At 46.9% G+C, this 21390-nt stretch carries 13 protein-coding genes; 4 read left to right on the forward strand and 9 right to left on the reverse strand.

Annotation, left to right across the window (positions count from 1 at the left end; all coding sequences use genetic code 11):
- Positions 1 to 11: 11 nt before the first annotated feature.
- Positions 12 to 1271 carry a pentapeptide repeat-containing protein gene (locus LEPBO_RS0120510; RefSeq protein WP_036046300.1) on the reverse strand — a complete coding sequence of 420 codons (1260 nt, stop codon included), beginning with the start codon at positions 1269 to 1271 and terminating at the stop codon, positions 12 to 14.
- Between the two features lie 94 nt (positions 1272 to 1365).
- Here LEPBO_RS0120510 and LEPBO_RS37715 point away from each other — a divergent pair, with 94 nt between their 5' ends.
- Positions 1366 to 3081, forward strand: a complete 1716-nt coding sequence (locus tag LEPBO_RS37715) for a tetratricopeptide repeat protein (protein ID WP_017289448.1) — start codon at positions 1366 to 1368, stop codon at positions 3079 to 3081.
- A gap of 234 nt (positions 3082 to 3315) precedes the next feature.
- Positions 3316 to 5421, forward strand: a complete 2106-nt coding sequence (locus LEPBO_RS37720) for a hypothetical protein (RefSeq protein WP_017289449.1) — start codon at positions 3316 to 3318, stop codon at positions 5419 to 5421.
- Positions 5422 to 5622: 201 nt separating this feature from the next.
- Here the strand turns inward: LEPBO_RS37720 and LEPBO_RS37730 are convergent, their stop codons facing one another.
- A complete protein-coding gene (locus LEPBO_RS37730) occupies positions 5623 to 7899 on the reverse strand; it encodes a substrate-binding domain-containing protein (protein ID WP_017289451.1) in 2277 nt (758 codons plus the stop codon).
- 182 nt (positions 7900 to 8081) lie between these two features.
- Between LEPBO_RS37730 and LEPBO_RS0120535 the strand changes: the two genes are divergently transcribed.
- Positions 8082 to 8291 (forward strand): Nif11-like leader peptide family natural product precursor, encoded by a 210-nt coding sequence (locus LEPBO_RS0120535; protein ID WP_017289452.1) that lies wholly within the window; start codon positions 8082 to 8084, stop codon positions 8289 to 8291.
- A 67-nt stretch (positions 8292 to 8358) separates the two neighbouring features.
- Here LEPBO_RS0120535 and LEPBO_RS0120540 read toward each other — a convergent pair whose 3' ends face one another.
- The 7 genes from LEPBO_RS0120540 to LEPBO_RS0120570 all read right to left on the reverse strand — a co-directional run bounded on the left by LEPBO_RS0120540 (position 8359) and on the right by LEPBO_RS0120570 (position 19256).
- The gene (locus tag LEPBO_RS0120540) at positions 8359 to 11040 is read right to left on the reverse strand and encodes a COG1470 family protein (RefSeq protein ID WP_017289453.1); all 2682 of its coding nucleotides are present in this window, start codon (positions 11038 to 11040) and stop codon (positions 8359 to 8361) included.
- Positions 11033 to 13171, reverse strand: a complete 2139-nt coding sequence (locus tag LEPBO_RS0120545) for a WD40 repeat domain-containing protein (protein ID WP_017289454.1) — start codon at positions 13169 to 13171, stop codon at positions 11033 to 11035. The genes LEPBO_RS0120540 and LEPBO_RS0120545 overlap by 8 nt, the downstream gene beginning before the upstream one ends.
- 17 nt (positions 13172 to 13188) lie before the next feature.
- Entirely contained in the window at positions 13189 to 14250 is a 1062-nt protein-coding gene (locus LEPBO_RS0120550) for a c-type heme family protein (RefSeq protein WP_017289455.1), read from the reverse strand.
- Positions 14243 to 15580, reverse strand: a complete 1338-nt coding sequence (locus LEPBO_RS37735) for a hypothetical protein (RefSeq protein WP_051077812.1) — start codon at positions 15578 to 15580, stop codon at positions 14243 to 14245. Before LEPBO_RS37735 ends, LEPBO_RS0120550 begins: the two co-directional genes overlap by 8 nt.
- Positions 15540 to 16541: a phage tail protein gene (locus tag LEPBO_RS0120560; RefSeq protein WP_017289457.1), complete on the reverse strand. Its 1002-nt coding sequence runs from the start codon at positions 16539 to 16541 to the stop codon at positions 15540 to 15542. The genes LEPBO_RS37735 and LEPBO_RS0120560 overlap by 41 nt, the downstream gene beginning before the upstream one ends.
- Positions 16542 to 16554: 13 nt before the next feature.
- Entirely contained in the window at positions 16555 to 18756 is a 2202-nt protein-coding gene (locus LEPBO_RS0120565; protein WP_239741195.1) for a putative baseplate assembly protein, read from the reverse strand.
- A 104-nt stretch (positions 18757 to 18860) separates the two neighbouring features.
- Positions 18861 to 19256 (reverse strand): GPW/gp25 family protein, encoded by a 396-nt coding sequence (locus LEPBO_RS0120570; protein WP_017289459.1) that lies wholly within the window; start codon positions 19254 to 19256, stop codon positions 18861 to 18863.
- A 128-nt stretch (positions 19257 to 19384) separates the two neighbouring features.
- Between LEPBO_RS0120570 and LEPBO_RS0120575 the strand changes: the two genes are divergently transcribed.
- Positions 19385 to 21316, forward strand: a complete 1932-nt coding sequence (locus LEPBO_RS0120575) for an ATP-binding protein (protein WP_017289460.1) — start codon at positions 19385 to 19387, stop codon at positions 21314 to 21316.
- Positions 21317 to 21390 lie beyond the last annotated feature (74 nt).

Here is a 21390-nt window from a genome sequence, read left to right on the forward strand (position 1 = left end):
ATCCCCCCTTCTCAACACCCTGCCTTCCGACCATCCGGCATCGTTGCTTGGCAGAAGTTGGTAAACTCAAGCTGAATGCCGTTCAGTCGCACCTTGTCTAGATTTGCTTGGGAAAAATTGGTTCGAGTGAGATTTGCATAACTGAGATTTCCATCACTGAGATCGGCTTTGGTTAAGTTTGCCTCCGTCAGGTTCGCATGAGTGAGATTTGCACCCTTCAGATTGGCTTCACTTAGGTTGGCTCGATTCAAGACCGCATGACTTAGGTCTGCACCGCTGAAGTCAATGCCTTGCAAATTTAATCCGCTTAAATTGACTCCTTTGAGATTGACTCCACGTAATTTCAATCCTTGCATTTGGATGCTTTGGAAGTTACTGTGTGCGAGATCGGCTCGACTCAGATCCGCTCCGCGTAGATTCGCTCCTGTTAGCTCTACGCCGATCAGTTTGGCATCGCGAAGATCAGCCATGAATAGGTTACTTCCTCGCAATTGACTTTGCTCAATGCGGCTATGGGTCAGCGTCGATCGCATTAAATTCGCTGCATTCAAATTACTTTCAGTCAAACGAATGCCGCTGAGGTAAGCATGACTTAAATCCGCTTGGCTGAGATTTGTTTTTTGAAAAATAGCGTTACGTAAATCCGTTGCTCGAAGATTCGATCGCTGTAAGTTTGCTGCGACAAAACTCGCATTCTTCAAATCACTGATGAAAAAGCTGGTTCGATTTAACTGTGCTGAATCTAAGATTGCATCCGTGATCAGTGCATCTTCCAGCGTCGCTCGTTCTAGATTGGCTCCAGTAAGATTTGCATTTCTCAAATCTGCTCCATTGAGATTTGCGCCTGCTAAATCTACTTTTTGTAAATCCGTAACTTCTCTAGGACGATTGATCAATTGATGTACTAACCGCCATTTCTCAGCTAAGACCGTACGATCGCTAAATCTAACTTGCTTAAGCTGCGCACCTTCGAGATGAGCCTTATCTAAATCAGCATCTTCTAAGTTGGCACCTCGCAGGTCAGCATTCGTGAGATTTGCTTGATTGAGAAATGCACCCCGAAGATCGCCATCCCGTAAATTCGCACCTCGGAGATTTGCCCCTTGTAACTGTGCGCCTCGCAGATAAAAGCCTCGTAAATCCGCATTTTCTAGGTTGCATCCAGCACATTGCCGAGTTTCTTTTAACTGTTTGATATGTTCTGGTTTTGCTGCCATAGCGGATGTACAGAGCATTGCAAAACCAATCAGAGCCAGGAGCATTGTTTTCATCGTATATTTACTCAAAAATGCTTGAATTTGAGTGCCCAGAGCTACCATGTTACTGTGGATAAACTTGACCAGAACAAAGTTCTAAAAACTGATCATGCAGGATATTCTTCGCCTTCTTAGTGCTGGTTTGTGGATGGCTGCGATGCAGGTCGCCTTGTCTTTTCCGGCAATTGCACTTCAAGATAAACTGAAAGACTTTGATTACTGGTCAAATCTATGTGGGTTACTTGCCGATTCAGAAAAGTATGAGGAAGCTTTAGCTGCTTGTGAACAAGCGATCGTACTCCGTCCAAAAGATGCTGGAATTTGGGCAGAGCATAGCAATGTCTTGTTAAAGCTGAAAAAATATCCTGATGCGATCGCATCTGCCGATCGCGCTTTAAAGTTTGACCCAAAAATATCCCTCGCGATGACCTATCGATGTATGGCGTTTTCAGCGTTAAATCGCCAGGATGAAGGACTTGATAACTGTAACCAAGCGCTCAAAGTCGATGGAAACTGGGGACGCAAATCACCTTATCTAGCTTGGTTAAATCGCGGCATGATTTTGAGCAAGCAAGGGCAATTTGAGCAAGCTCTGAATGCTTACGATCGCACATTACTGCTAGAAGAAAAAGATTCAATTACTTTGGCATATCGCTGTGAAACATTAACGCAGTTGAAACGCTACGAAGATGCGGTTATCTCTTGTCAAACTGCTTTAGCTGGAAATGGACGTTGGGGAGATAAGAGTCCTGCATTTGCTTGGTATCATGCGGGAAATGCCTATCGGTTATCGAATCAGTTGACTTCTGCGATCGCGGCTTTTGATCAAGCGATTAAGTTTGATGCAAATGATGCCTTAACTTGGAATGCTCAAGCTCTGGTTTTAGAAGAGTTAGATCGAACTGCTGAAGCACTCACATCTTACAATCGAGCGATTCAACTGAAAGAGAAATTATCAGTGGCATTGGTCGGACGCTGTGCCATGTTGAATCGCTTGCGACAGTTTAAAGAAGCATTGACAGCCTGTGATCAAGCGATTCAGGGAGATGGACGGTGGGGACGATGGGGCGCAGCTCAAGCTTGGGATCAGCGTGGACAAGCTTTGTTGAATTTAGGACAAGCAGAAGAAGCATTAGCATCAGCAAATCGAGCCGTTGGGATTGCTCCAACCTATGCAGAAGCTTGGAGCAATCGTAGTGTTGCACTGTGGGTTCTACAGCGATATCCAGAAGCGATCGCGGCGACTCAAGAAGCGATTCGGCTCGATCCAACTTATGTCTCGGCTTGGTTTAATCGAGCAACGATTCTCAGAGCAACCAAAAATTATGCAGATGCCGTCATAGCATACGATCAAGTTTTGAAATTAAATCCGCGCCACGTTTCTGCTTGGGCAAATCGAAGTGCCGTACTCTGGCATTTGAGACAGTATGAACAAGCTTTAGATTCAGCCGATCGCGCGATCGCATTAGATTCGCAATTCATTCCATCTTGGTTTAATCGTGCGATCGCACTTACTGCGATGAACAAGTACAGAGATGCAATTGTAGCTTACGACCGAGTGTTGAAGCTCAATCCGAAAAGTGCAGAAGCAATGACGGGGAAAGGTGTTGCATTGTGGAATTTGAAACAATATCCAGAGGCACAGGCAACTTTGCAAGCTTCGTTGAAATTAAATCCGAATCAAGCGATCGCGCAATCGACTTTAAAGTTGGTGATTGCAGAAGAGCAACGAGCTAAGCAACCGAAAGTTTGTGTTGATAAAAGTAAACCTTGCGAGCCAAATCAAGCTCTTGATCCGTCATTGCCGAAGTTCTCTTCTCCGTAACTTCTTCGTGACAAGAAATCTTTCGTCTTCAAGATTTTTGGAATCTAACGGAATTTTCAGTTCTCAATCAACTCGGCAGATCGATATTTCGATCGCGAAATTTAAGTATAAATAAGAACACTCATAATTTACGGCAGTAACCAGTAGGCTTAGGAAGCATTTCCTAGAAATTGCGAGTTCTTAAGAGCTTACATGACTTGGGGGTATTTACAATTTAGTAACAACCTAATCATCATGCTACCAACGTTTTATTCTCTCTGGCATAGGCTGAAGGTATGTAATCTTAGCTTACTTATTATTATTGCTATTGCTATCAGTTTAGTATCATACCCCTCAGCAGCTTGGGCTTGGAAGCCAACAACTCACGTCTATCTGGGCAAACAAGCACTGGATGATGCATTAGATGACGGCAAAGTTACAATTCCTCGCGTGGACTATAATAACGGGCAAGTGACTGGAGAAGTCGGAACTTACCAAGTTGATCCCACAATTCTTGCTGCTCTCCGGAGCAATGCACCTCAATACCGAGCTGGAATTTTGGGTCCTGATGCCTATCCCGATATTTTGACCGGACAGCAAGTGATCCACCCATCGGCTTCAGAGACAAAAATTGCAGGAGGACCTAATGCATGGTTAGCCTACTTATGGGGTCGAGCCAATACTGCAAATACTTCAGCAATCCGAGCATTTACAGTCGGCTATCTCACTCATGCAGCAGGAGATATGTTCGGACATACCTTTGTGAATAATTTCTCAGGCGGCTCCTTTGCCATCACGCCGCCTGAGGGACCTGCTAATGCAGTAAAGCATATTGTCGTAGAGGGCTACACTGACAAACGAGTCGATGCCCGCGCAATGGATCGCAATTTTTTCAATGTCAGCATTGATGGAGTCAGCGATTTCATTTATCAAAACATGATCGACGCTCGACCAGGGACAGTTCTCGATGGTCAGTTGCTACGAGCCGGAGGAACAGGTACAGATCTGTCTGTACCTCGAATTTATTCAACGCTGCGGGCTAATCTTCAGCGCGATATCAGTGCTTACTATGCCAAGAAGGCAGACTACGATCGCCGCGCCGACGCCTGCAAACCTCTGGATTTTAGCTGTAGCCGAGTTGCGATCCTGGCTGAAAAAGGTACTTACGTTGCGACGAACGGAATTCAAGTCACGTACAAAGAAGCTTGGCGAGATGATATTGATAGTGGTCTGAAAGCTTGGCCTGGGGTCAGCCATGAAGTTGCAAAAGCATTATTTTTTAATCCTTCGCGATCGGCAGATACGCAGCGAGCTGAAGCAGTGTTACAGAAATATGTCACTGATCATTTGCTCTCCATGTCGGGAGCGCCTGATTTTGTGGGTTTGACGGCTAATGCCATCAGCAGTATCGTCGATGCGATTACACCAGACTTTCTCTTAGAACCGATCCGTAAACTGAAGGAAGATCTGCTGAATACAATGCTGAAATCTGCGATCGGGATGACCAAGCAAGAACTGAAGGAGTATCTCACAAGTCCAGACAAATACTTTGATCAGGTGTTAGGTCGTGGATCTGGAGAAAATACCAACTTGAAAAGCTTCAACGCCAATTACCTAAAAATCAAGGATACAGGTTACACCAACCCGAGCGAATCCTTCAATGCCAATGTCGTTCCTGCGGCTTACAATACGATCGTGATGAGCAAACTCATCCTACTGGGTCAAAGCGAAGTGAATCGCCTACTCAGCGATTTGAAGAGTTCCGCGCGCCTTCAGCAACCTAATGTCATGCTCGGCTTTATTAGTACTTTGGATGGGGACAATCAGTGGTCAAGCGGAATGGTCTTTGCCCAAGATTGCAATGCTTATCGTCAGATCTTTATGAAACAACCTGGTGAAAAAGGCGCTTGTGCTGGCAATGCATCTGTAAATCCTCCGACTACACCTCAAAAGGTAAGCTTACGAGGAATCGTGCATCTGCAAAATATCGGTGATGTCCCATTTCAGAATGATGCTTTTGCGGGAACAAGAGGTGAATCACGACGCTTAGAAGGCTTCTCTCTGCAAATTTCTGATTCAATCCCGGGTCTGGGCATTGAGTATATGGCGCACATCCAGGATGTAGGAGATACACCTTGGGTAGGAAGTGGTCAATTCGTTGGAACAAGAGGCAAGTCTCAAAGGTTAGAAGGCTTTGCTATTCGGTTAACGGGTTCTGCCGCTGCAAACTATAACGTCAATTACTTCTGCCACTTACAGGATATTGGCGATACCCCTGTGCGATCGAATGGTCAATTTTGTGGCACGCGAGGTGAATCGCGCAGACTTGAGGGTTTACAAGTTTGGATACAAAAGAAGTAAAACGTTCCTGATTCCGTTATCACTTGCGATTTTCATCTTGACCGCGTGACATTAGAGTTTGCGAGTCATATGTTTGTGGGTCAAAAAGAGCAAATTGATAACTTGCAAACAACTACACTCTTCTACTTTCAAAGCAACTCTCCTATCGCCAAATTGTTGCCCGACTGCAAATGGTTTTCTACCTGCAATCGGGCAACAATTTTAATCTTGTAATGGCACTAGACCCGTTTGAGCAAGTAATTTCTGTCCTTCTTGAGTCTTCAGAATTTCCGCAAATTTTGCGCCTATCTTTGATCGATCGTTGTCTTTCGAGTAAATCACCACGATTGGATAAGTCAGCGGATACTGTTGCGATCGCATCACTTCGCGATTTGCCGAATAGCTTCCCTTTTGATTGCACAAATCCGTACTTGGACGAATTGGCTCTTGAGGAAGCTTGAGCAATTGGATCGCTTTGTGCTCTTTGGTTTGAATAGCTAAAGGATAAACCGCACATTGTCCAAATACTTTACTCAAAGGCGCAAATCCAATTCCTCCAGTTCTGCCTTCCTCAAAATCCCGGAGAATCGATCGCAACATTGGAAAATGCGACTGTTGAGTTACGCCTTGACCCGAAATTGCGTCTTGGCTCGGAAGTTTTTTACCTTGCAACACTCGATTTTCAAAAAGCTGAACGGCTTCTACATCGGTTGGAGCATAGAGTTTAATCGGTAAGGCAGATCCGCCAAGCTCCTGCCAGTTACTCACTCTCGCTTGATAAATCTGTTTTAACTGATCAAGATGAAGCTGCCCGTTTAATTGACTGGGTAGTCCTTGCTGACGTTCAACATAGCTAAAAGCAACGACGACCGCTAATCCGTCATAAGCGATCGCTTGATACTCTAAGTCTGCGGATTGGTTCGGAGGAAGAGGCGCGATCGCAAAATCTACTGTTCTTGCCTGAACTTTTTGAACTGCTTGATCGATCGAATCGGATAGCTCTAATGCTAATTGCAATTTAGGTTGAGCAGCTTTTAATTTTGCTTCTAGCGTTTGACCCTGCTCAATCAGATCAGGCTGTTGCAGGACATAGCTCCAAGTTCCATTTTTGACTGCGGTATATTTGAACTGTCCTTGTGGGATGCTAACCGCATTGATACAGCAAGGAGCAGGCGCTTCAGGAGACTGAGTTGCCGCTGATTCTGCTTTGGGCAAAAATCGCCAAGCCATCACACCTAGCGCCATCACGCCCACCAGTCCAAGCAGAGGAAGCACCCATTTTGGCATTCGATCTTTTGGCTCAGGAGCAAGTTGAGCCGAAGCTTTGGCAATCTGCTGTTCTGAAGCTAAATCCAGTAGAGCTTGACGAGCGATCGCAGCACTTTCAAACGGAGATTCAATTTCGAGCGATCGTAATAGCCAGTGCTTAAAAGCTGGCTCTACATTCATCCAATGCTCTGGAGAACGAGGATCAAATGGCTTTCCGGCGGCATCAAACTGTCCACCGAGAAGAAGATAAAATCCGATTTGTCCAACTGCAACTAAGTCACTCGCAACCGTTCGAGGCGGAAGCTTAATGAATGGCGGAACGCTCAAATCTTCCCATAATGCTAGGTCTGAAAGATAGAGAAACAGTGTGGGAGATGCGTGTGCAGTAGGGGGTATCAACCCGAGTGAATCGTCTTGCTGAGCAACTCGAATAGTATCGAGCCGTAAATTACCATGAGCCATTCCAGCTTGAAGTTGTCCAGCCGGAAGACGAAATCGTTGTACATGAAGCAATTCCAGCGTTTGTAGAATCTGATTCAGGATTTGCTGTACTAACTTTGCAGGCATGGCACCTGTTTCTGATAAATACGCTTTTAGCGTTGGGAAATGATAGCGATCGTCGAAAATTAAATAACAGCGTTCGGTCGTTGGGTCAGCAATTGTTTCAATCGGGCAGAGTAATCGAGCATCTTGGGAGCGGCCATCTGCTAGAGTTAATCCTGACAGCCGTTTGAAAGTATCTTTCTGACGGTAGCGATCTGTTGAATTGAAGTATTGATCGGGGAAAATATATTCTTTTAATGCGATCGCCTGCTTCGTCTCAGTTTGGGTAGCAGCATAGACTCTCGCCATGCCTTGTCGATCGATCCAATGTTCGATTTGATATTGACCCAATTGACCTGCAATACGGGATTGTTGAGGCAGTTGAGTGGGGAATTTACAGGTTTCGCAGTGTAAGGTTTTGGAGGTTTCTCGACAGCGGAGCGGATCACCTTGAGTGCAGTGATACTGTTGATAAATTGAATCAAAAATCGAATGACTGCTAGATTTATCCAGTTCAGGTTGAACGGATTCGGGCGGGAACCATTGCGATCGAATTGCATCGAGATCAGGGCGGAACAGAGCCACTGTGTAGAGCCGATCAAATCTAGCTTGGCGGAGTTCAGCGGGAGACTGCCGGAAGTAGGAATTGAAAATTCGTTGTTGGATAGAAGAAATGATCGGCAGCATTCGCCCGATACCTACTTAAGAAGAAACATACAATCTCGATCTGAAGGGTAGATGTATGTTGAAAGATCATCAACGATAGCATTACGGAGAAAAAGTTTGTTGCAGTTTTGGATTGCTGAAATAAGATTGTCAAAGCACTCGATCGAGAACAATCCGTGCAGTTTTAGCAAATGGAGTCAATCATGGCAAAGGAACAAGTAGTCAAGCTATTTCGGGCAGCGCAAATGAATCCAAGTTTGCGAGATGAGTTGAATACAGCACCGGATGTCGATACCTTTGTCAAACTTGCGGGTGAGCGAGGTTATGAATTTACGACTGAGGAATGGCAAGAAGTCGTGCGCTTTTCAGTAGAAGAATTGAAAAGCCACGTCTCAGAAATTCCTGGAATCTAGTCAACCTATTGCGTTGATGCTTCTGGTGGAATTTGGAGCGATACAAATTCCACCAGAAGCTAAGTTTTTACTGCCCAAACTCAGGCGGAGCTTCTAAAGGAGAGAGTATATCAGGCACAGAAGGAACGGGAAGCAAGCTATTTCCTCCGTTCTCATCCGACGTACCCGCTTCCGCCTGCTTTGCAGATAAGGCGGCTGTCGCTGCTGCTGCTGCCACTGCTGCTGGATCTTGTGCATTCGGATCGAACATCTCAACTTGGATCGCTCTGACAACCTGCTGCCCCGTCGGGCTAGTAACCTGCAATGTGAACATCAGATTTCCGGGTTTAGCTGCCAGTGGCAAAGTCACCGATCCTTCCGGTGGAATACTACCAGGTGTAGGCAGGAGTTCGACTTTACTGCCCGCGCTCGTATCAATTTTCCAAGCCAGAGACACCATTAAATTCGGCTGACCTAGAACGATCGCAACAACATATTTCGGCTGTGCTTCCTGTCCATTAAGCTTCAAACTCAGAATTCGAGGGGGCTTCGGTAGAATTTTAACCAATTCACTTTTACGGGGCTGAGAAACTTCTCCCGTCTTAGAAATCGTCGTTAGTTCAAAAATATAGTCTCCAGGCTTGCCCAATCCCGTTTTAACTGCCTGACAGACTAACTGAGCATCCAGCTTACAAAAAGGTTTCAGCGGCTCAGGCACACCTTGACTAAAATCAAAAGATTGAGCTGGACTCACCACGGCTCCATCTGCCGTACGTCCAATCCATTGCAGCGTTTGCAATTGAGCAGGATTCGCGATCGCCCAATTTAACCGCACTTCAGCAGGCTCTAACTTGGGTTGATTTTTAACTTTTGGATCGCTTGGATCAAATTTCGGAACCTCCTGATAGATCGGCTGTGTCGAAGCAAAACTTACAATCTGAGCCGTCGGCATCGGTTCAATCTTGACAGGAGGCGTTTTCTTACTCTCTCCAGTCGCATTGCGAAACGGTTTCGGCTCGATCGTCAACTCAAACACATACTCTCCTGCTTTGCGCGCATTTGTGCGAACATTCCGGCAGACTAACCAATCCACTTGCATCGTACAGACTGGTTTCAGCACATCGGGCAGCCCACGGCTAAAATCATAAACCGTTGGCAGTGTTGCAGGCTTGCCATCAGTAGTTAAGCCGACGAGCTTGAGCGATTGAATTCGATGCGGTTCACGAATTCGCCAAGTGAGGTGCACGACATCGCTGCTCAGGGCTGCGTACTGTGTATCTTCTGGAGCAAAGTCTACGATTTTTGGAGATTCGGGAGTGCGGATGAGAAAAAACCAGAGAAGATATGCGATCGCTCCAACCCCTAAGACTCCTGCCAAAATCAGAGGTAAAATTTGCCAAAATGGGCGAGCTTCCCAAATCACCAGCCCAGGAGCCGTTTCGGGCATGATCGGATGTTTCTGCTCATCCTGAAAGTTGACGTTAAAATTGATGACCTGCCCGCCACCGACCAAAGGTCTGCGCCACCCTTGTTTAGGCTGGACTCGCAAATCTAACGTTGCCGTACTATGAGCCGCTAGCTCAATGGTTGGAGAGTCTAAAATATAGTTACAGACTGCTTGCGCGTCAACTTCTTGGGCATGAATCGTAAGCTGACGTTGAGTATTTCCTTGATTCGTTAAGCGAACCTGGAACAATCCATTTTGTTGCTTAATGCGATTGCTCAGTGTTCGCAGTTCAGCCTGAAGTGAGTAGACAGGCGTAATCTGCAAGTAGAGCAGATCAACGAATGAAAGATCGGAATAGTTATCAGATTTGATTTGCAGCGTTGGAATATAATTGCCTGCGGTTGCAGTCAGCGGCGGAGTCACGATCAGTAGAATTTGATCTTGCTCGCCTGGATTTAGATTGAGGCAGTCTGATTCTAAAAGAAATCCAGAAAGTTGAACTGCCTGCGGATAAATGACTTTCCACCAGGCTTGCGGCAAGTCATTGCAGACAAATCGAAACCGATCGACGCGATCAGAGCGATTTTGCACCATGATTTGCACTTGCAGTGCCGCGCCAGGCTGTACGATCGCAGGCTGAGTTACACTCGTCGCAGGTTGAATTGCAAAGGTCGGATCACTCGCACTCGCGCTTGCTTGAACTGCTGCTAAGACTTCTAGCTTCTGCTGGCACTGAATCGCTGGAAACTCTGGATAATGCTGAAGTGCATCAACCACGATCGTATAACTATACGTCGCTGGAAATGCTGCCGCCGGAATGTGAAATTCAAAAGACACATCTCCTGCCTGCTGTGCCCCGAGTGCTAGAGATTCTTGCGGACTGAGACACCACGCTGCAAGTTCTGGAGCCATCTCTTCTAGAGACACATCAATGATGGCATGATGATCGCCTTGGTTGCGAATGCTGACATCTAGCATAAAAGAGGTGCCGGGAATGACCGTATCGTGACCCGACGAATTGACGATCGCAACTAATGGCTTAGAGATCGGTAGATTTTGATCAGTATGAGCATCCTGATCGCGAATAGGTTGCAAATTAGAACTATACAGAGATTGACCTGCAAAACGGGTTTCTTGCAAAAATCCCTGTGCAATCAGAGCCTCTAACTCTTGCTGAATTTCAGCCCGCTGCCCTCCCAAAGCTGTGGCAATTTCCGAGAGTGTCGAACCCGAATGACGCATCAGCCAATTCACTAGGCGACGTTGGTGAATGGGCAACTGCAAGAGTTCTTCTAAGCTAGGATGTTTCGCAGCACTAATCACGATCGCACTCCAAATTCTTAAATCGGTTCACTTGATCCATCTGCACCTGAGTATCTGCACCTCCACTCAGCACCAACACCTGATCTTTCACAATCGCCACATCCACACTCTCAATCCCGGCGGTCGATCGCAACGACTTTTGGATGACTTTGCCAGAGTCAGGATGTTCAGCCCGATGACCATTCGGCGAAAGTGCCCATAGCTTTGCTGTGCCATCTGCACCAGCACTCGCAAGATAGCAACCATTGGGACTCAAGGCGACACTGCGGACTGGTTGCCCACCATGCCCATCTGACCACTGTTCGATGACTTGACAGGGCTGCTGCGAATCAAGGCATTCCTTCAGGTTCCAAAGCGTAATCGTTCCTTGATTATCGGCAGATGCCATGAGATTAGGTTTTGCTTTCGCGCTTGCTAGGCTTTGAATATATTGGTTTTGCCCCCCTGCAACCGGGTAGCGAATGGGCTTGTGTTGTTTACGGCTCCAATTCCAAAGTTCTAAGCGATTGAATCGTCCCGCGATCGCTAATTGCTGGTCTCCGACTAAAGCTAAAGCAGAAACCGCAAAATTGACCGTTAAGGTTTGTTCGGGCTTGGTATTCAGACTCGCACTACTCAGTTTCCATTGTGCAACGGCTCCACTGCCATGACCACTGAATAGGTATTGAGAATCGTTGCTAAATCTCAGATCAAAAACGCGATCGCCCGCTCCTAGCCTAAAGATACTATCGGGCGCAGAATTCTGTTTGAGCAGATTGATCAGTTGAATCTCCCCGTTTTCTAGACCTGCGGCAATGCGATTATTGTCGATCGGTTGATAGCGGATCACTCGAACTGCCTGGCTGGTTTTTGAAACAATGCCCATTTCTTGGGACACAAGCGGATTAAAGAATCCGGCAGTCAACCAGCGCCTGAGCGATTGATCAGTCGAGCCTGAAATCGCCTGTTCTGCAGTGCCATTAAACTGAACTGAGGCAACGGCTCCTGAATGCCCACAGTGCGGATTGTGGGGATTGTAACAAGAGGAAATCCAGAGCGGAACAGGGATTGTAAAAAATGCGATCGCAGAAAGCCACCATACCGAAATCATCGGAGCAACTTTCAACTCCAAAGCTTGCAATTCGTTTTGAGTTCTAATCCGAGCGTCTGAGCACACTGCTCGAACAGATAGCATTCCAGATTGAGTTCGTCCGATCCACGATCGACGTTTTTTAACTATCAGTTGAAACTGCTGAGTTTCATAGGGATGAAGTTCAGCTAGCTTTGGAAGAACTTCAATCTCATCAGAAGTAACAAAGCCAGAATCTACTTCAATATGGGCATCTTGAGACACATTCGTTGCATTTTCTAGCTCTAGCCGATAAGTCGCAGTTCCAGTCCGTTGGAAAAATTCGAGGAAGTGTAAGGGAATCTTTTGCTGACGAACTGTACAGCGAAAATCAGCCGCACCTGTCGGTAAAATCTCAAGCGTGCCTGAATCGCTGCTACTCACACCATTTTCGATCTCCGCTTCGACCTGGAACGGATACACCTGACTTTGAGCAGTTTCGACCGGAGGCTGACAGAGAAAGATAGATTCTAATGTCCGTCCAGGCTGGACTTGAATGGTTTGCTCCACGCCATGAGCAAACCATTCTGGAGCTAATCCGTGCAAGCGCAGCGTCGCACGGACAGGCACCTGCCCAGGATTATCCGTGCGGACTAAAAGCTCAATTAAATCACCCGAATAAGTTTGAATCTTGTTTAAAAGCAGATCAACCACCAAGGGGACAGCTTCAGAACCTTGTTCTAGAGTCAAGCGTATTGATTGTTTCGTCTCGGTTGCCAGATCGAGCGAGAAAACCCGAACTGTAAGATTCACTTGTCCAACAAATCCTGGAATCGGATTTTTGAGAATTTTGACTTGGAAAACTGTGCGATCGCCGGGTGGTGTTTTACTACAAACCTCTGGCGACAACCGATACCAGTGATGATCGACTTCATCCACCCCTGCTGCTAGTATTTCCAGTTGAAAAGTCGCAAACTGGGAACTATGATTCAACACACTGACTTCAAAAGCAACTGGATCACCACCCGGCTTAAAGGCAATTTCTTTCGTGGAAACCTGAGTTTTAATCAGTTCTTTTAACATGAGTTAGGGCGGATAGGTTAGGACTGAGAATGGGTTGAATTGACCTTGAGCGCAGACCGAATCACTTTTGCTTTTGCCAGCAATGCCTGAACTTGTGATTGAGTTCCGACGGTTTCATCTGGCGATCGAGCATTGAGAACTTCCTGATGGAGCATTTCGAGCTGCTGTTTTAGAGAAGTTTCTCGCGCCCAGATCGACGTGGCTAAATGTCGAAATGAGCGGGCTAATTGCCCCATTTCATCCCTACGCTGAATAAAACGATTGAGTTTCTGTAAATCTTCGTCTTTGATATCAGCATTTTCCTGATTGAGTGCATTCGCAATTTTGGCGATCGGATGCAACGGCTGAATCACTGATCGTGTCAGCAGCAGATTCAACACCAAAATGATCAGCGCAAAAATCCCAACAAAAGCACCAAACGCGATCAAAAATTGGTGCTGATAACTTTGCACAATGCGATCGCTCGGCATGTAGAGGGTCTGCGCTGCGACGACATCGTTCAATTTCCAGTTAAATCCACGCTCATTCCCGTAAGTTTTGAGGTGACTTTTCGGAGCAGCCTCAGGTGTACTATGACACCGCAAGCAACTTGGATCAGTCATTCTCAGAGGTCGTGAGACATAGAATAGCTGCTTGCCTGCGATGGTTTGAAACCCAAACAGTTTTGGAATGTCTTGCTGCTGGCGAAACCGCTCAACTAATGAGGTTTCAAATTCATTCGCGAGATCGCGAAGATTCGTCGGATTCAAAGCTGCTTCTTTGTAGAAAAAGTCCTCGTAACCCATCTTCTGTCGCAATCTCTCAAACACTTCGCGGGCTGAATAAGCCGGAACCGATTCTGCGACAAATTCCTCTTTTGTTTCAATTTTCTCAGCCAGAAGGGGCTGGATTTTCTGCGAGGTGTAATCCCGCACCGAGCTAATAGTCTCCATTAAGGTCATGGCTCGATCGACAACTTGCTGAGAGGCACGGTCTTGAACTTGCCCTGAGATCAATAAGGCACTTAAGCCAGTACTTGCCAGAAACAGAACACTCAGCAACAGCGTAAATTTAAATTGAAGTCGGAATTTATTAAGCATAAGTTTGCACGAATTGAGAAGATTGCTCTGGAGCGGCGGTACTTGCCTGTAATGTAGTTCGCTGCTTCCTTTGCCAAGCAAAATGCAACACGTTAATTCCTAATTCTTGCGAAGTTCGCACGGCTTCCCTGGAAAATGGCACTTCGCCATCCCAAGCCACACTTAAGTCACCTAGTAGATGAATCAATCCTTGTGAATTTAACAGCGTAATCGGCTGTTGTCTTAGCGTCGGAAACTGAGAAAATAAGAAAGGTTCTGTCTTCAACGGATGACGGGATGAAAGCAATTCTACCTGACTGATTGCAATCCCCAACTGATGGCAGTGAAAGCTTAGTTCTGCGTGCTGCTGCTGTAAATATTCCTGAAGTTGCTCTGTAACAGCAGACAGTTCGCATTGTACTGCTAGATAGGTTTCCTCAGATTCAGAAGTTTCCAGCAAAGCATCCGTGAGTTGTTGCCGAACCGTCTGTAATTCGGCGATCGCTGATCCTTTCAACGATTCCGCTACTATGATTGTTGTGCCTTGCGCGATCGCGCTTAGCAATCCACGCATCGAAGCCTCATCTAACGCAAGAAATTGAGCTTTTGTCAGATACAACAGATGGTATTTTGTCACAGAGGAATTGAGGGGAAAGGTCAGATGTTCAACCCGTCCAGCCATTTTGGGATAAAGTGCGATCGCGCTTTGCAGTAAGGCTCGAAACTGCGCGGTTGCGGAAGCAGAAAAGCATCCCACCTCGACCCATTCTGTTTGCCGGACGTGCGCCGCAGGACGGAAGCGCAAGTCAAGTTCATTCAACCCAGGAAACATCACATTTTCTGCTGGTTTGAGTTGATGACGACCCGGAGCTAAGCAAATTCGACAGAGTTCAATCTCATCGACTTGCGGCAGAGTCACTGTTTCATCAATCCGAAACGTTTCTTGAATCGTTTCTTGTTCCGGTAGCGCTTGTAATTTATCAGGATCGACATAGCGTAACATCAGAAAGACTTCAACAGGTTGCTTAGCAGAAGCCTCTGAAGCAATACGAAACTCGATCGGCGCAGGTACAACAATCGGATTGCCAAAATTGTCGATCGCTAGCCCCGGCTGAATTTGTACCCAACGACCATCGCGGTATTGTGACGAGATCGTCTCCGGCGCACGAATCACAGAAACTCCGAGTCCCCAAACAATCCCAGGACTATGCACAGATTGATGGAGGAGATTTTGCCGCTGACGATGATAGGAATGCGCCTGCTGCCAGCGTTTTGCCGTGATTAACAATCCATCTGAAATTTGCAGCCGCTCAAAGGGTTGTAGCGATCGTTGAAGAAAAGGCATCGTCATGGGTCTGGCTCCGGGGTTCAATCCAAAAATCGTAGGTGCAAAACGCAGGTTTTTCTTGCTCAATCACCCGTCTTACTAGCGCTTCATCGATCGGAAAATCTGGGTCTGGACGCAATTTGACACAGAAATGAAACGGACGACCTCCTCCAAGAATGGCATCTTCGGTTAAATGCGTTGTACCCAACACAAATCCCCGCTGATAAAGCTCAAAGATACTAATGTGCTTTGCCTCTTCAGCGAGATGCTCATCGAGTGGTAAGCCTGTAGCGAGGTGTAAATAAAACCTTAATCCTCGTCTTGTGCCTCGCCATCGGTAGATCTGCATTGCATTCCGAATCAATCGCCGCTGCTGATCTAAGCTCATCTGAGATTCTGCTGACCAAGCAACCCAGTGCGAGAGAAAAGGCAGCAGAGCTTTTGGAGCCGTCAGCGGATCGAGGTAAGCCCAGAGCGCATCTAGGCTCTGTACCGCAGGTTCAAAGGTTTCTTCAAAGATTTTGAGAAAGCGCCCCACAAAATCGATTTCTCGATAAATCGCAGGCAAAAAATCAAGGTACAAACTTCGAGGACGCAGAAAAAGCTGAAATTCTGCGGTTTCAATCTCTGAAGCATGAACGCAGATTCTACCTTGGTAATTGATGTTGAGATGAGGTCGATCGCGCAATGCTTCAGCAGCTTCAAAAAAGTCCGCAGGCACTCGAAAATAAAGCACGGCATCCATCGTTTGATGCGGCAAGATCTCTGAGCCTTCCATTCCTACCCAGCACCAGTCTTGCGGAAAATTCCCTTCCACCTGTAGAGAGACTTGCATCGGCTCTGAGCCAGTATTTCTGACTTGTACAACTAGCTCACTCGGCTCACCTGGGCGAAGGAGCAACTGAGGAATTGAGCCTTGCGATCGCGCCGAATCTGGCGTTTGCATGGGAGTGAGATTGACACTGAGAGTTGAACTAGAACGCATCTAACATCCTCCCTCAATTCATAAAGCTAATCGCATGGCTCGATCGCAGCCGAGGATCTGCCCAAGAGCAAATCAATCCTGTCTTGCCTGGATCAATCATGCCGTCTTGCGCTAGGGTGCGTATCCAGCCTGAACCTTGCCGCCGCAGTTCAAACAACAAGACTGCTCCCAAATACCGCACCCCCACAATCGATTGGAACAAACTCACAATGTCCGAAACATAAACCGGACAGCCAAACTCCCACCCGCATCGATCCACGCCACCGATGAGCGGGTTCAAAAATCGATATAGTTCAACTTGTAATCGTCGAAGAATCGTTTGCTGTGCTTGGGTATTTTGATATTCAGGCAGTAATCCAACTTCGACTTGCACAGACACGCCTACATATTCTGGCTCTTGCAGTCTCACTTGCACACCAAGCAATCGTCGCTCATCCAAATAGCTGAGGATTTGCGTTTTCAAAGGTAGAGTCAGACTGAATTGGCTCGGTGCGATGCCGATCGCTGCGTCAATTCCATCTAGGTTTGCTTTAGGAACAATCAGCAAATCGACGACTCCAGGCGTTGTGTCTTGAGTCGAGCGAATTGGACATAAAGCGCGCGCGACTGATCCTTGTCCTGCCTGCACGGCTAGCGTTTCAAAATCTTCTGGAGTCACGGCGCGATCGCGCGTTCTCAAGATCTGCGGCACTCGGATCACTGCATCTTCTAGCGATTCTGCATCGGCTCCATGATGCGCAGAGCGATGATTGATCACGCGATCGATATAAGGCACAGCAGATTTCGCAATTTGAATTGTTCCGGCTTGTACATTGCCTTTGCGTCCGCCTCCAGTTCGGTAGGCTGCCATCCGAATTGTTGCCCCGCGTGCGGGAACCGCTCCATATTGCCGCTCCATTTGCTGACGAGTTTCTGAGTAACTTGGGGGTGCTGAGTTGCCAAGTGTAAGCTGATTGCGGCTGCGGACATTCGTTTGGGTTTTGAGTTGTCCAGGTTCTCGAATCAAAGGACCGAACTGAATCTGTCCGGTCAAAGACTCGATCGTATAGTGCAAATCCTCTGAACCAGAATCTGCAAAATCATTCACTTCTCGCCAAATTTGAGGCAATCCTCCTGGCGGAGTTACGATTAAGTGCTCGCCTTCTCGACGCGGCAAAATCGAGCCACTTTGAAGCTGAAAAGTCTGCCCAGGCGTGCCGTTGCTTTCTCCGAGTAATTCATCTCGAATCAGCGTACATTGATGAACCTCGATCGTCCCCCCAATCGTTCGAGCCGACATTCCTAGCAGTTCTGGGGCGCGTGCATATCCAGACTGTCCCATTTGCGGTTGAGTATATACACACCGCAACCAGCGCCCCTGATATGCGCCAAAATACGACACTGGAAAAACCAGCGGTAAATGCAGCGTGACATCGGCTTCTCGAATGGCATTCCGAACCGCTTGCCCTGCTTCTCGAAAGCTAAATCCATACGTTGCGTCATCGTCTTCTTGCAGCAAAATGGGCTGCCAAGATGAACCATTCCAAGCTTCCCAATGGCGCGGAGGTTGGTTGGGATTAATCCCAACTGAGCTAGCGACTTCACCTTTGAGCGTCAACGCTAGCACATTGCCTTCAATCTCAGAGCGAGGATCAAACACAATGTAAAAGCAATTTCCAGGCTGAGGACGCTCGTTGAAAATAAACTGTGCTTGTCCTTCCCACTGCCCATCTTCTTCCGTCCAAAAGTTCGTTAAGCGATCGCGTAACATGACGGGCGCAGCATCGGCAGTCTCAGAAGTCAGAAAATGCGTAATCCGAGGCGTACCAATCGTTAAGGGTCGATCGGTACTAAATACGATCGCGTCTTGGGATTCAGTCCGAACCGTTGCAACTTCTGTACCCGGTGAAATTTGATACGTGCTTGGCAAAGCAGCCGTCAGGTAAAAAGTAACTTCAGTCTGAGCAGGAGTAGGAGGTAAAAGACGAATGCCTAGTAACTCTAAGAATGCAACATAATTACGGCGTGGAACTTGATTGAACCGAACCAGCATCTGGTCAGTTAACCAGGAGAAAAGCTCAATCATCGTAATGCCAGGATCGCCCGGATTAAAATTTGTCCATTCGGGACAGTACCGAGGAATCCTGAGAATACATTCATTCACCAGATCTTCAAAGGTGCGATCGTCCAGATCTGATTTGGGTAACTTAGGCAGAAACTCAAATTCCATATCCATAAAATTGCGATCGCAAATCAGAGTAAATAGCGATGAGCTAAGTCAATTTAACACTGAAACAAATAAGTGAATCACCGGATTTAGCGATGCCGTAATTTTACGGATTAGCTTGCAGGCAGCAGGTAAAATGGATAGACCAGACTGCGGCGATCGTGCGTTTCTTTCGGGTGATATTCCACGAGAATGTCTATTCTTCCCCGAATCGGATCTGGCTCAGTGCGAATGCTATCCACGACAATCCGCGGCTCCCATTTTTCCAATGCTTCTTGCACATAGACTCGGGTGAGCAACAGTGTTTGAGTGTTCAGTGGTGCAAAAGTTAACTCCGACAATCGCGACCCAAAATCAGGACGATACACTCTCTCTCCCAGTTCTGTGCCTAAGATAATTCGGATCGATTCTTCAATATTTTGATAGGTTGCACTCAGATGTAACCCACCTTGAACGCTCACCTGTAGCGGGAACGCCCAACCTTGACCCAAATGGTTTGCAGAAATCATAACCTGATGAATATTTTTGAGATGATTATTTCACTGCGATCGTGAAACTACTTCCGTAGCCCTACGGTTTCATCCGTTTTGGAATTTAGAGATAAGAGCAGGTGTGTGCGTTTGCAAATCTCTCTACGATGACTTCTCTAACTTCCTGGGCTGAACTCAATCAACAGTATTTGCAAACCGCGATCGCGCATGTTCGGCAGCAGCTTAAACAAGATCCGACATTGTTTGAACCTGTCGCATTCTCTCCAGAAGCCCCACCTGCGCTTGTGACACTCTGCCGAATGTTCAGACTGTCTGAATATGAGCGCGATCTCTTAGTCCTCTGTGCAGGCATGGAGTTCGATGGCGAATGGGCAACGCTCTGTGCCACTGTTCAAAACGATGCACAAAAGCCTTATCCAACATTGAGCTTAGCACTAGCTACGCTCGCAGATCCGCATTGGAGTGCTTTAGCACCAGATTCACCTTTGCGGTACTGGCATTTAATTGAGATTGGAGCAGGTAATGCGCTCACTCAAAGCCCCATCCGAATTGATGAGCGCATTCTCCATTATTTAATCGGGCTACCTCAACAAGATGAAAGATTAGCAGGATGTATTACACCAGTCGCTTCTGATGCGATCGCGCTTGTAGAATCACACCAACGGATTGTCAAACAGAGCTATCAATCCTGGATACAATTTGCGCAGAAACAATCCTTAAAGCAACTTCCGGTCATTCAACTCTGTGGACAAGATCGCATCAGCTTACAAGCGATCGCACTTGCGATTGCGGCGCGATCTCAGCTCAATCTTTTTGAGATCGCGATTGATACCCTTCCGACCGACATCGCGCAATTTCATCTCTTGATGCGTCTATGTGAACGAGAATATCTGCTCAGTCAAGCTGCATTTTGGATCGACTGCACCTTAGAATCCGATCTCAATTCTACTCAAGCAAGTCTGCTCTCTCGTTTGATTGATCAACTCGCTGCCCCCGTCATCGTGGCGACTTCTGATCGTCGTCGTCAACGTCAGCGTCGTTACCTTAGCTTTGATGTGGATCTACCCTCTCCTGCTGAACAGCGATCGCTGTGGCATCAGCATTTACCAAATCTCACAAATCAACTAGCTCCTTTGGTTTCGCAGTTTAATCTCTCTCCTGATGCGATCGAGACAGCTTGTCTGCAAGTTCAATCTCTGCCCATCACCTCGAGTGATGAGTTAGCAAGCAACCTTTGGCAAACTTGCCGAGAACAAGCCCGCCCGCGTTTAGATGAACTAGCTCAGCGCATTTCAAGTTCGATGGGTTGGGAAGATCTAGTACTTCCCGACAAAGAACAGCAAACCTTGCACGAGTTAATTGCTCATGTGAAACAGCGATCGCGTGTTTATGAAACTTGGGGATTCGGCAGTAAAAGTGCGCGCGGCTTAGGAATTACTGCCTTGTTTTCTGGAGCCAGTGGAACAGGTAAAACAACAGCCGCAGAAGTCATTGCTCACGAATTGCAGCTTGATCTCTATCGAATTGACCTCAGTACGATTGTGAGTAAATACATTGGCGAAACTGAGAAAAACTTGCGCCGTATTTTTGATGCGGCTGAAGCAGGGGGCGTAGTTTTGCTGTTTGATGAGGCAGATTCATTATTTGGCAAGCGGAGTGAAGTCAAAGATAGCCGCGATCGCTATGCGAACTTAGAAGTTAGCTACCTTTTGCAACGCATGGAATCATATCGCGGACTAGCAATTTTGACGACGAACTTGAAAGCCTCGATCGATCCTGCTTTCTTACGGCGCATTCGATTTGTAGTTCCGTTTTCTTTTCCAGATCAGCAACAGCGAACAGAAATTTGGCGCAGAGTTTTTCCTAAAGATACACCGACTGAAAATCTAGATTTCGACAAGCTCGCCCGCTTAGGAGTCGCAGGTGGAAACATTCGCAATATTGCCGTTAATGCAGCCTTTATTGCAGCAGATGCAGATGAGGCAGTACAAATGAAGCACATTCTGGCAGCGGCTCGCAACGAATATGTCAAACTAGAGCGACCTTTAACCGATGCAGAAACACGGGGATGGGTGTGAAGGCTGAAAAGATTTCCCAACCAGCCCTGAGCAAATGCCTTTCTTTGCCCAGGAAACTACTCTAGCAAGTTTCA

The sequence above is a fragment of the Leptolyngbya boryana PCC 6306 genome (genome assembly GCF_000353285.1).
GTDB classification, from domain to species: domain Bacteria; phylum Cyanobacteriota; class Cyanobacteriia; order Leptolyngbyales; family Leptolyngbyaceae; genus Leptolyngbya; species Leptolyngbya boryana.

Excerpts from the sequence above, each read along its gene's own strand:
- LEPBO_RS0120550 (WP_017289455.1), bottom strand. The coding sequence starts at position 14,250 with ATGCTTAATAAATTCCGACTTCAATTTAAATTTACGCTGTTGCTGAGT.
- LEPBO_RS37715 (WP_017289448.1), top strand. The coding sequence starts at position 1,366 with ATGCAGGATATTCTTCGCCTTCTTAGTGCTGGTTTGTGGATGGCTGCG.
- LEPBO_RS0120560 (WP_017289457.1), bottom strand. The coding sequence starts at position 16,541 with ATGCGTTCTAGTTCAACTCTCAGTGTCAATCTCACTCCCATGCAAACG.
- LEPBO_RS0120570 (WP_017289459.1), bottom strand. The coding sequence starts at position 19,256 with ATGATTTCTGCAAACCATTTGGGTCAAGGTTGGGCGTTCCCGCTACAG.
- LEPBO_RS37720 (WP_017289449.1), top strand. The coding sequence starts at position 3,316 with ATGCTACCAACGTTTTATTCTCTCTGGCATAGGCTGAAGGTATGTAAT.
- LEPBO_RS37735 (WP_051077812.1), bottom strand. The coding sequence starts at position 15,580 with ATGACGATGCCTTTTCTTCAACGATCGCTACAACCCTTTGAGCGGCTG.
- LEPBO_RS0120545 (WP_017289454.1), bottom strand. The coding sequence starts at position 13,171 with ATGTTAAAAGAACTGATTAAAACTCAGGTTTCCACGAAAGAAATTGCC.
- LEPBO_RS0120510 (WP_036046300.1), bottom strand. The coding sequence starts at position 1,271 with ATGAAAACAATGCTCCTGGCTCTGATTGGTTTTGCAATGCTCTGTACA.
- LEPBO_RS0120565 (WP_239741195.1), bottom strand. The coding sequence starts at position 18,756 with ATGGATATGGAATTTGAGTTTCTGCCTAAGTTACCCAAATCAGATCTG.
- LEPBO_RS0120575 (WP_017289460.1), top strand. The coding sequence starts at position 19,385 with ATGACTTCTCTAACTTCCTGGGCTGAACTCAATCAACAGTATTTGCAA.
- LEPBO_RS0120535 (WP_017289452.1), top strand. The coding sequence starts at position 8,082 with ATGGCAAAGGAACAAGTAGTCAAGCTATTTCGGGCAGCGCAAATGAAT.
- LEPBO_RS37730 (WP_017289451.1), bottom strand. The coding sequence starts at position 7,899 with ATGCTGCCGATCATTTCTTCTATCCAACAACGAATTTTCAATTCCTAC.